Consider the following 11,216-nt stretch of genomic DNA (forward strand, 5'->3'; position numbering starts at 1 on the left):
TCCCCGAATCGACCCCCTCTCCCTCTGGGAGAGGGCTGGGGTGGGCTCAAACCAGCACCGCAAAATTCAGCCGAAACTGCTGCGGCGTCACACCCAGCCGTCGATTGAACACACTGCGCATATGCTGTGCATCGCGAAATCCGCACTGATACGCCACGGTCTTCAACGGCGCCGTCGTGCTTTCGAGCATCACTCGCGCCGCATCCACCCGCGCCCGCTCGACGAATTCGGCCGGGGTGATCCTGGCTTCACGGGCAAACACCCGGGAAAAATTGCGTGCACTCATGTTCGCCGCGTTGGCCAGATCGGCAATGGTCAGATCTCCGGTGAGGTTGGCCAGCACATACAACTGCACCATCGCCACGGCCGACGTCGGTTCCGCGTGCGGCGTCAGAAACGGGCTGAACTGTGACTGCCCGCCGGAACGCTGAGTGAACACCACCAGCCGCTTGGCCACGCTCAGTGCCACTTCCGCGCCGTGATCACGCGCCAGCAGATACAGCGACAGATCAATCCCCGCCGTCACCCCCGCCGAGGTATAGAGCGTACCGTCCTCGACATACAGGCGATCCGCCTCGACCTGCGTCGACGGGCACAACTGCGCCAACGCCTGCGCGTCGTTCCAGTGCGTGGTGACCGTGCGCCCTTCCAGCAACCCTGAGCGGGCGAGCATGAACGCGCCGTTGCAGATCGAACCGAAACGCCGCGCTCGCGCGCAGGCTTCACCCAGCCAGACGTCGAAGGTCTTGCCGAAATCCATGAACGGCAATTGCGGCCCGCCGGCCACCAGCAACAGGTCATAGGCGTCGAGCGCTTCGCTGAAGTGTCGATGAGCCGTGAGGTTCAAACCGTTGGAACAGGCCATGGCGCCGTGCTCCACACCGATCGCTTCCAGCCGATAGTGATCCTCGGGCGCCAGAAACCGGTTGGCCTCGGCGAACACATCCAAGGGGCCGGTGACATCCAGCGATTGCACGCCGGGGAACACCACGATGGCGACGGTTCTGTTCATCTCGCTTGAGGCCTCCTGAGCATCTGCCAACCCTCCAATCAGCCCAGTTGGCACGATTTGCAGGTCGATTGGCAAGGATCGCAGCCATGCGTCGATTGTTCGCTTGCAGCCCCGGGAACAGACTTTCCCTATCAGCGCCACGACGGCGTTTTCGATGAAACGCTTCACAGGAGCAGCCTCCATGAGCACGACCATTGCCGGCATCACAATCCCTGACAGCGCCCTCGCGCGCGCCACCACCGAGTACATCCGCGACATCGAATCCGACTTGCTCTACCACCACTCGCGCCGGGTGTTTCTGTTCGGTGCGCTCAGCGGTGAGCGCCAACAGCTGACCTACGATCCGGAGTTGTTGTACGTCGGCGCGATGTTTCACGACCTCGGACTGGTCGAAGGTCATCGCAGCGATGACGAACGTTTTGAAGTGGATGGAGCCAACGCGGCAGCGGCTTTTCTCAAGCCCTATGGGTTGAGCGATGACGACATCGAGCAGGTCTGGTTGTCGATTGCGTTGCACACCACGCCGGGCGTACCCAAGCATCTGCGCCCGACCGTGGCGCTGGTGACGGCGGGTGTGGAAATGGATGTGCTCGGGATGGATTATGCGGCGTTCAGCACGGTGCAACGTGAGGCGGTGGTGCATGCGCACCCGCGTGGGGAAGGTTTCAAGGAGTGCATCATCTGCGCGTTCGCCGATGGCTTGCGGCATCGTCCGCAGACCACGTTCGGCAATGTGAAGACCGATGTGCTGGTGGATCAGGAGCCGGGGTTCAAGCCGATGAACTTTGTTGAGGTCATCCGCAGATCCGATTGGACTGCATAAACCACAGTGTGAAAGTGACCTCTGTGGCGAGGGGATTTATCCCCGTTGGGTCGCGAAGCGCCCCCTCTTTTGATCGAAAAAGAAGGGGGCTGCTGCGCAGCCCAACGGGGATAAATCCCCTCGCCACAAAGGCTCGCTCTCACGGGTATTTGGGTTGATCACAAGGTTGTGATCAACCCAATCGGCTTACACCGCTCCCGGCGCAGGCGCGCGGCGCACGTCTGGCTGTTTCCACGAATCGGCAGCGCTTTCATCGATGGCTTGCTGGATGGCTTTCTTGCGGGCTTCTTCGGCACGGCGGCTGAAGAACCAGACCATGAAGGTCACGATCGACACCGCCAGCAGAATCAGGCTGGCCACGGCGTTGATCTCAGGCTTCACGCCTAGACGTACCGCCGAGAACACTTCCATCGGCAGAGTCGTCGAACCCGGGCCCGACACGAAGCTCGCCAGTACCAGATCGTCCAGCGACAGCGCGAACGACATCATGCCGCCCGCCGCGAGCGACGGCGCGATCATCGGGATGGTGATCAGGAAGAACACCTTCCACGGGCGCGCACCCAGGTCCATGGCCGCTTCTTCAATCGACAGGTCCAGCTCACGCAAACGCGCCGACACCACCACCGCCACATACGCCGCACAGAACGTCGTGTGAGCGATCCAGATGGTGACAATGCCGCGTTCCTGCGGCCAGCCGATCATCTGCGCCATGGCCACGAACAGCAGCAACAGCGACAGACCGGTGATCACTTCGGGCATTACCAACGGCGCCGTCACCAGACCGCCGAACAGCGTGCGGCCCTTGAAGTGGGTGATGCGCGTCAGCACGAATGCTGCCAGCGTGCCCAGCGCTACCGCAGCCACCGCCGTGTAGCAGGCGATTTCCAGCGAGCGCAGCACCGAGCCCATCAGTTGCGAGTTGTCGAGCAGGCCGACGTACCACTTGATCGACCAGCCGCCCCACACCGTTACCAGTTTGGAGGCGTTGAACGAGTAGATCACCAGGATCAGCATCGGCAAGTAGATGAACAACAAACCCACGACCAGCATCAGGCTGGAGAAACGGATGCGCTTCATTCTTTACCCTCCATTTCCTTGGCCTGACTGCGGTTGAACAGGATGATTGGCACAATCAGGATCGCCAGCATTACCACCGCCAGCGCGGACGCCACCGGCCAGTCACGGTTGTTGAAGAACTCTTGCCAGAGCACTTTACCGATCATCAGGGTTTCCGGGCCGCCAAGCAGTTCCGGGATGACGAACTCGCCCACCACCGGAATGAACACCAGCATGCAGCCGGCGATAATCCCGTTCTTGGACAGTGGAATGGTGATTTTCCAGAAGCTGTTGAAGGTGCTCGAACCGAGGTCCGAAGCCGCCTCCAGCAGACTGTTGTCGTGCTTCACCAGGTTGGCGTACAGCGGCAGGATCATGAACGGCAGATACGAATAGACGATGCCGATGTACACCGCGAGGTTGGTGTTGAGGATCTGCAGCGGTTCATCGATCAAGCCCATGCTCATCAGGAATCCGTTGAGCAAGCCGTTGTTGCTGAGGATGCCCATCCACGCGTAAACGCGGATCAGGATCGCCGTCCAGGTCGGCATCATGATCAGCAGCACCAGCACCGTTTGCATCTCTTTACGGGCGCTGGCGATGGCGTAGGCCATCGGGTAACCGATCGCAAGGCACAAAACGGTACTGATCAGCGCCATCTTCAGCGAGCCGAGATAAGCGGCGATGTACAACTCGTCGCCCGCCAGCATCGCGTAGTTGCCCAGGTTCAGCAGCAGTTGCAGCTTCTGCTCGGCAAAGGTGTAGATCTCGGTGTACGGCGGAATGGCCACGTCGGCTTCGGCGAAGCTGATCTTCAGAACGATGAAGAACGGCAACATGAAGAACAGAAACAGCCAGATGAACGGAACCCCGATGACCAGTTGGCGGCCATTGGGAATTATTCGGTTAATGCGCCGTTTGAATTTGCGCATGTTCATGAGCGAAGTACCACACCGCTGTCGTCTTCCCACCACACGAAAACCTGATCACCCCAGGTCGGACGGGCGCCACGGCGTTCAGCGTTGGCGACGAAGGACTGCACCAGTTTGCCGCTCGGCAATTCGACGTAGAACACCGAGTGACCGCCGAGGTAGGCGATGTCATGCACCTTGCCGCTCGACCAGTTGTATTCGCAAGTCGGTTGATCGGCGGTAACCAGCAGTTTCTCCGGACGAATCGCGTAGGTGACCGACTTGTCCTGCACCGAAGTGCTGATGCCGTGACCGACGTAGATCTGCCGGTCGAGATCCTTGCAAGTGATGGTCGCGTGACCTTCGGCGTCGTCGATCACTTCGCCTTCGAAGATGTTGACGTTGCCGATGAATTCGCAGACCAGACGGCTGGTCGGGGTTTCGTAGATGTCGATCGGGCTGCCGATCTGGGCGATCCAGCCCAAGTGCATGATCGCGATACGCTCGGCCATGGTCATGGCCTCTTCCTGGTCATGGGTCACCATCACGCAGGTCACGCCGACGCGCTCGATGATTTCCACCAGTTCGAGCTGCATCTGCGAACGCAGCTTTTTATCCAGTGCGCCCATCGGCTCATCGAGCAGCAACAGCTTCGGGCGCTTGGCCAGCGAGCGCGCCAGCGCCACACGCTGACGCTGACCGCCAGACAGTTGATGCGGCTTGCGCTTGGCGTACTGGCTCATCTGCACCAGTTTGAGCATCTCGGCCACACGGGCTTCGACTTCAGCCTTGGGAATCTTGTCCTGCTGCAAACCGAACGCGATGTTCTGCGCCACGGTCATGTGCGGGAACAAAGCGTAGGACTGGAACATCATGTTGATCGGACGTTCGTACGGCGGCATGTCGGTGATGTCGACGCCGTCGAGAAAAATGCGCCCCTCCGTGGGCCGTTCGAACCCTGCCAGCATCCGCAGCAGAGTGGATTTGCCCGATCCCGAACCGCCGAGCAGGGCGAAGATCTCACCCTTTTTGATTTCCAGGGACACGTCGTCCACGGCAATCGTCTCGTCGAACTTCTTCGTGACCCGGTCGATTTTGACCAACACCTGTTTCGGTGTCTGGTCGCCCTCGAGGGCTTTCTTATAGGCGCCGGAGGCAACTGCCATTTACGAAACTCCCAGAAAAAAACAGTGCAGTTCGCCCAATGCGGACGAACCCAGGATAGTTTGTGCCTTACATCCCCGACTTGACCTTGGTCCAGCTGCGGGTCATCAGGCGCTGAATGTTCGGTGGCAACTCGGTCGACACGTAGGCCTTGTCGATCACGGCCTGTGGTGGATAAACCGACTCATCGCTACGGATGGATTGATCCATCAGCTTGTCCGAGCCCGGGTTGGGGTTGGCGTAACCGACTGAATCACTGACCTGGGCGATCACCTCAGGTTTCAGCAGATAGTTGATGAAGGCGTGGGCTTGCTTCACGTTCGACGAATCCTTGGGAATCGCCAGCATGTCGAACCACAACGCGCCGCCCTCTTTCGGCACCGTGTAGGCGATGTTCACGCCCTTCTTGGCTTCATCTGCGCGGTTCTTCGCCTGGAAGATATCGCCGGAGAAGCCAATGGCCACGCAGATGTCGCCGTTGGCCAGGTCGCCGATGTATTTGGAGGAGTGGAAGTAGGTTACGTAGGGGCGCACGGCGAGCAATTTGTCGGTGGCTTTCTCGTAATCCTTGGGATTGGTGCTGTTGGCATCCAGGCCCAGATAGTTGAGCACGGTCGGCATCATTTCATCGGCCGAATCGAGGAACGCGACGCCACAGCTTTGCAGCTTCTTGATGTTTTCCGGCTCGAACAGCACTCCCCAGGAGTCGATCTTGTCGACGCCGAGCACAGCCTTCACTTTATCGACGTTGTAGCCGATGCCGTTGGTGCCCCACAGGTACGGCACGGCGTACAGGTTGCCCGGATCGTTCTGCTCCAGACGCTTGAGCAGCGCCGGGTCGAGATTCGAGTAGTTCGGCAGCTGCGCCCGGTCGAGTTTCTGGAACGCGCCCGCCTTGATCTGCTTGCCGAGAAAGTGGTTCGACGGCACAACCACGTCGTAGCCAGTACGCCCGGCGAGCAACTTGCCCTCCAGGGTTTCGTTGGAGTCGAACACGTCGTAGACCGGTTTGATCCCGGTCTCTTTCTGGAAGTCGGCCAGCGTCGTTTCGCCGATGTAATCCGACCAGTTATAAATATGCACCGTGCCGGCGGCTTGGGCACCGACGGCGATCGTCAGGCCGGCAGCGGCCAGCAGGGCATTGCGCAAAGAAGAAAAAATCGGCACGTGGAGGTCCTCTAAAATTAGTTGGGCCCAAGTTGCCCAGCGTTGCATGACAGCCATGGCTGCCCGGCAACAAAACCGGCGCGCAACTTACCCTCGAAAAACCGTTCCAGCAAAACTTTCTGTCATTTAATTATTCCGCTGGCCGTCGTCGCGCAGACGACGGCCAACGGTTGCGGCTTCAAACCGGTTTATTTGCCAGATTTGATTTTGGTCCAGCTGCGGGTGATCAGGCGCAGTGTGGCTGCATCCAGATCGCTGATCGCGTAGAGCTGCTTCTTCACTTCAGCCGAAGGATAGATGCTCGCATCGCTGGTGATGTCTTTGTCCACCAGCGGCGTGGCTGCCTTGTTGCCGTTCGGGAAACGTACGGCGTTGGTGATCTCGGCCATCACTTCCGGCTGCAGCAGGTAGTTCATGAACTTGTAGGCTGCTTCGACGTTGGTGGCATCCTTTGGCATGGCAACCATGTCGTAGAACGTACCGGCGCCTTCTTTCGGAATGGTGTAGGCCAGCTTGACCTTGTCACCGGCTTCCTTGGCGCGCGACTTCGACTGTTCCAGGTCACCCGAGTAGCCCACAGCTACACAGAGGTTACCGTTGGCCAAATCGGAGATGTACTTTGAGGAGTGGAAGTAGGCAACCGATGGACGAACCTTGAGGAACAGGTCTTCGGCGGCTTTCAGATCAGCCTTGTCTTTGCTGTTGGTCGGCTTGCCCAAATAGTGCAGCGCTGCCGGAATCATTTCGGTCGGTGCATCGAGGAAACTTACGCCGCAGCTTTTCAGCTTCTCCATGTTCTCAGGCTTGAACACGACGTCCCAGGAATCGATCTTGTCGATGCCCAGTGCAGCCTTGACCTTCTCCGGGTTGTAGCCGATGCCGATCGAGCCCCACATGTACGGGAACGCGTGTTTGTTGCCCTGGTCGCTGGCATCGCCAACGGCTTTGAGCAGGTCTTCATCGAGGTTCTTCCAGTTCGGCAGCTTGGACTTGTCCAGCTCCTGATACACGCCGGCCTTGATCTGCTTGGCGAGGAAGTTGTTGGACGGCACCACGATGTCGTAACCGGATTTACCGGCCAGCAGTTTGGCTTCCAGGGTTTCGTTGCTGTCGAACACGTCGTAAACGACTTTGATGCCGGTCTCTTTTTCAAACTTGGCAACGGTGTCCGGTGCGATGTAGTCGGACCAGTTGTAGACGTGCAACACCTTGTCGTCCGCCTGAACCGCACCCGCCATCATGCCCGCGATGGACAGAGCGAGAAGTGTCTTGCCAGCAAGCTTTTTGCCTAATGCCTTCATGCGTAATGCTCCAAATTTTTCTTTTTTGAACCACTTTGTTCAGCGGCCGAACCCGGACAACTGGAACCGCGGCTAGTCTGGCAAGTTCCGAGGCGGTCTTTCAAGGAAAGACCAGCCTTTCTGACAGCTTTGCGCGAGAGCGCCTGGGCACTCCCGCACAAAGCCTAGCACTTAGCCCTGCAACGCACTGAGGGTCAGGTCCAGGCACTTGCGTGCCTTTGTAACCAGCTCGTCGATCTCCGCTTTGCTGATCACCAGCGGCGGCGCGATGATCATGGTGTCGCCCACGGCGCGCATGATCAGCCCGTTGTCGAAGCAGAACTGGCGGCAGATCATGCCCACGCCACGGCCTTCGTAACGTTTGCGGGTGGCCTTGTCCTGCACCAGTTCGATCGCCCCCAGCAGACCGACCCCGCGAACTTCACCCACCAATGGATGATCGTTCAGTTCCCGCAGTCGTTTCTGCAAATACGGTGCCGTTTCGTTGTGCACGTTCTCGATAATTTTTTCTTCGCGCAGAATGCGGATGTTTTCCAGGCCCACTGCCGCCGCCACCGGGTGACCGGAGTAGGTGAAACCGTGGTTGAAATCGCCACCTTCGTTAAGCACCGCGACCACGGTATCGCGCACGATCAGGCCACCCATCGGGATGTAGCCGGAGGTCAGGCCTTTGGCGATGGTCATCATGTCGGGCTTGAGGTCGTAGAAATCGCTACCGAACCACTCACCGGTACGGCCGAAACCACAGATCACCTCATCCGCGACGAACAAGATGTCGTACTTGGCGAGGATTTCCTTCACACGCGGCCAGTAGCTGTCGGGCGGAATAATCACGCCGCCGGCGCCCTGGATCGGCTCGGCAATAAAGGCACCGACGTTGTCGACGCCGACTTCGAGAATCTTCTCTTCCAGCTGATTGGCCGCCCAGATACCGAACTCTTCCGGGGTCATGTCGCCGCCTTCAGCGAACCAGTAAGGCTGCGCGATGTGAACGATGCCCGGGATCGGCAAGTCGCCCTGCTCATGCATATACGTCATGCCACCCAGGCTCGCGCCGGCCACGGTGGAACCGTGATAACCGTTCTTGCGGCTGATGATGACTTTCTTGTTCGGCTGGCCCTTGATCGCCCAGTAGTGGCGAACCAAGCGCAACATGGTGTCATTGCCTTCGGAGCCGGAGCCGGTGAAGAACACGTGGCTCATGCCTTCTGGCGCGATGTCGGCGATGGCCTTGGCCAGTTCCAGTGCCGGCGGGTGGGCGGTCTGGAAAAACAGGTTGTAGTACGGCAGTTCGCGCATCTGTTTGCTGGCGGCATCGGCCAGCTCTTCGCGACCGTAACCGATGGCCACGCACCACAGACCGGCCATGCCGTCGAGGATCTTGTTGCCTTCGCTGTCCCACAGGTAAACGCCCTTGGCGTTGGTGATGATCCGCGGGCCCTTCTCTTTCAACTGTTTGAAGTCGCTGAACGGGGCCAGGTGGTGATCGCTGCTCAGCGCTTGCCACTCACGGGTTTGCGGGTTGTTGCTGGTCATGCCAATTCTCCTTGTTATCGGTGAAGGCGCGGCGGCTGACCACCGCGCCCGGCGTATCAGACGGCGAAGAGCAGGTACTCACGCTCCCACGAACTGATCACGCGCTTGAAGTTTTCATGCTCGGCCCGCTTGACCGCGACGTAGCCCGTGATGAAGGTTTTGCCCAGGTACTTCTCGACCGTCGCGCTGTTTTCCATGCGCTCCAGCGCATCCTCGATGGTCAGCGGCAGGCGCAAGTTGCGGCGCTCATAACCACGACCGACGACCGGCGCGCTCGGGTTGAGACCCTCGACCATGCCGATGTAACCGCAGAGCAGGCTCGCGGCAATCGCCAGGTACGGGTTGGCGTCGGCGCCCGGCAGGCGGTTTTCCACACGGCGGTTCTGCGGGCCGGCATCCGGTACGCGCAGGCCCACGGTACGGTTCTCTTCGCCCCACTCCACGTTCACTGGTGCCGAGGTGTCCGGCAGGAAGCGGCGGAACGAGTTGACGTTCGGTGCGAACAGCGGCAGCAATTCCGGGATCAGCTTCTGCAGGCCACCGATGTGATGCAGGAACAACTGGCTCATGCTCCCGTCTTCATTAGAGAAGACGTTTTTGCCGGTCTCGATGTCGATGATGCTCTGGTGCAAGTGCATCGCACTGCCCGGCTCGCCGGTCATCGGCTTGGCCATGAAGGTCGCGGCCACGTCGTGCTTGAGCGCGGCTTCGCGCATGGTGCGTTTGAACACCAGGATCTGGTCGGCCAGCGACAGCGCGTCGCCGTGACGGAAGTTGATTTCCATCTGCGCCGTGCCGTCTTCGTGGATCAGCGTGTCGAGATCCAGTTCCTGCAACTCGCACCAGTCGTAGACGTCTTCGAACAGCGGGTCGAATTCGTTCGCTGCTTCAATAGAGAACGACTGACGACCGATTTCCGGACGCCCGGAGCGGCCGATTGGCGGCTGCAACGGATAGTCCGGGTCGTCGCTGCGTTTGGTCAGGTAAAACTCCATCTCTGGCGCCACGATCGGCTGCCAGCCTTTGTCGGCGTAGAGTTTGAGGACCTTCTTGAGGACGTTGCGCGGCGACAGCTCGATCGGGTTGCCTTGCTTGTCGTAGGTGTCGTGGATCACCTGGGCGGTTGGCTCGATGGCCCACGGCACCAGGTACACGGCGTTCTGGTCGGGGCGGCAGATCATATCGATGTCGGCCGGGTCGAGCAGTTCGTAATAGATGTCGTCTTCGACGTAATCGCCAGTCACGGTCTGTAACAGAACGCTTTCTGGCAGACGCATGCCTTTTTCGGCGATGAACTTGTTGGTCGGCGAGATCTTGCCCCGGGTGATACCGGTCAAGTCGGCGATCATGCATTCGACTTCTGTGATCTTGCGGTCTTTCAACCAATCGGTGAGCTGGTCGAGGTTGTTACTCATAAATGCCTCTGGGCTGAGTCTCCTGACATGACGTCAGGCAAAGTTTGACGCTTGCGCGTCGCGTTAAAGGGGGCTTGCTTGCGCGCAATGCCGGCTTACGCCTGGCACCGCGCATAGACAATGAAAGAGGAGCTTACCTGCCCTTTACGCTGGTGTTGCATTTCCTGTGCACAACCCGCACGTGCAGAATCGTGAGCACGGCTGGGAAAGCGGCACAGGCTTTGTGGGAAAAAGAGATCTATATTGGAAGGAGACGCCATAAAGAGGATGGCTTGCCATGCGTCCAGAATATCGGACGTTGCCGTTTTGACGGCTGCTGCGGACGAGATTATCGTCGGCAGGCTGCGAGCCTTATTAGCTGCGCTGTGCACGGACGATTCGCCACTGATGTGATAAGCATGCAGACCGGACTGTTGCGAGCAGTCGGTGACGCCGATTATCGACAGGCGAGACATGAAGCACCCCGGTATTATTGCTGTTATGGGTTTGATCCGAGCTTAGCCTTGTTCATTTTTTTACACAACACCCCCGTAAAAAATACAACACGGCCTGCTCAAGCCTGCGGGTGCCAAGCGTCCCAAGGGCTAAAAACCGCCCGAAAATGCCCCATAAATGCCCTCGCAGCGCTTTTTTAGGGCAAAAAAGGCCTCGCTTGACTTCGGCAGGCCGTTCGGGTTGACTGAAACCAGAAAAGATCAATGATTGATATTTTTAACAACAAAGGTGTTGCATCATGTCGGTACCATCGCGTGCGGTTAATTTGATCGTATGTTAGTCGTTTATTTATTTAGTTTGTTTGTTTGTGTAGTTTTAGGTTGTGTTTGTTTATTT

The 11,216-nt window shown here is 58.7% G+C and carries 10 protein-coding genes; 1 reads left to right on the plus strand and 9 read right to left on the minus strand.

The features are described 5' to 3' along the window. Window positions 1-46: 46 nt before the first annotated feature. Window positions 47-1,012 (minus strand): GlxA family transcriptional regulator, encoded by a 966-nt coding sequence (locus ACIQVE_RS18980; protein WP_402810924.1) that lies wholly within the window; start codon window positions 1,010-1,012, stop codon window positions 47-49. 181 nt (window positions 1,013-1,193) lie between these two features. On the opposite strand from ACIQVE_RS18980, the gene ACIQVE_RS18985 reads away from it, so the two are divergent. Then, the gene (locus ACIQVE_RS18985) at window positions 1,194-1,835 is read left to right on the plus strand and encodes an HD domain-containing protein (protein WP_402810925.1); all 642 of its coding nucleotides are present in this window, start codon (window positions 1,194-1,196) and stop codon (window positions 1,833-1,835) included. A 186-nt stretch (window positions 1,836-2,021) separates the two neighbouring features. Here ACIQVE_RS18985 and ACIQVE_RS18990 read toward each other — a convergent pair whose 3' ends face one another. The 8 genes from ACIQVE_RS18990 to ACIQVE_RS19025 all read right to left on the minus strand — a co-directional run bounded on the left by ACIQVE_RS18990 (window position 2,022) and on the right by ACIQVE_RS19025 (window position 10,840). Then, entirely contained in the window at window positions 2,022-2,912 is an 891-nt protein-coding gene (locus ACIQVE_RS18990) for an ABC transporter permease subunit (RefSeq protein ID WP_402810927.1), read from the minus strand. Continuing rightward, window positions 2,909-3,790, minus strand: a complete 882-nt coding sequence (locus ACIQVE_RS18995; protein WP_402810997.1) for an ABC transporter permease subunit — start codon at window positions 3,788-3,790, stop codon at window positions 2,909-2,911. Before ACIQVE_RS18995 ends, ACIQVE_RS18990 begins: the two co-directional genes overlap by 4 nt. A gap of 35 nt (window positions 3,791-3,825) precedes the next feature. After that, entirely contained in the window at window positions 3,826-4,968 is a 1,143-nt protein-coding gene (locus ACIQVE_RS19000; RefSeq protein ID WP_042561635.1) for an ABC transporter ATP-binding protein, read from the minus strand. A 67-nt stretch (window positions 4,969-5,035) separates the two neighbouring features. After that, on the minus strand, window positions 5,036-6,133 hold the full coding sequence (locus ACIQVE_RS19005) for a polyamine ABC transporter substrate-binding protein (RefSeq protein ID WP_402810929.1): 1,098 nt from the start codon (window positions 6,131-6,133) through the stop codon (window positions 5,036-5,038). Between the two features lie 188 nt (window positions 6,134-6,321). Beyond that, window positions 6,322-7,434, minus strand: coding sequence for a polyamine ABC transporter substrate-binding protein (locus tag ACIQVE_RS19010; RefSeq protein ID WP_402810931.1), 1,113 nt, complete (start codon window positions 7,432-7,434; stop codon window positions 6,322-6,324). 171 nt (window positions 7,435-7,605) lie between these two features. Next, window positions 7,606-8,970: an aspartate aminotransferase family protein gene (locus ACIQVE_RS19015; RefSeq protein WP_402810933.1), complete on the minus strand. Its 1,365-nt coding sequence runs from the start codon at window positions 8,968-8,970 to the stop codon at window positions 7,606-7,608. 56 nt (window positions 8,971-9,026) lie between these two features. Next, window positions 9,027-10,385: a glutamine synthetase family protein gene (locus ACIQVE_RS19020; RefSeq protein WP_402810935.1), complete on the minus strand. Its 1,359-nt coding sequence runs from the start codon at window positions 10,383-10,385 to the stop codon at window positions 9,027-9,029. 95 nt (window positions 10,386-10,480) lie between these two features. Then, window positions 10,481-10,840: a glutamine amidotransferase gene (locus tag ACIQVE_RS19025; protein WP_402810937.1), complete on the minus strand. Its 360-nt coding sequence runs from the start codon at window positions 10,838-10,840 to the stop codon at window positions 10,481-10,483. Between the last annotated feature and the right edge of the window lie 376 nt (window positions 10,841-11,216).

The sequence above is a fragment of the Pseudomonas sp. NPDC098747 genome, assembly GCF_044760045.1.
In the GTDB taxonomy this organism is placed as follows: domain Bacteria; phylum Pseudomonadota; class Gammaproteobacteria; order Pseudomonadales; family Pseudomonadaceae; genus Aquipseudomonas.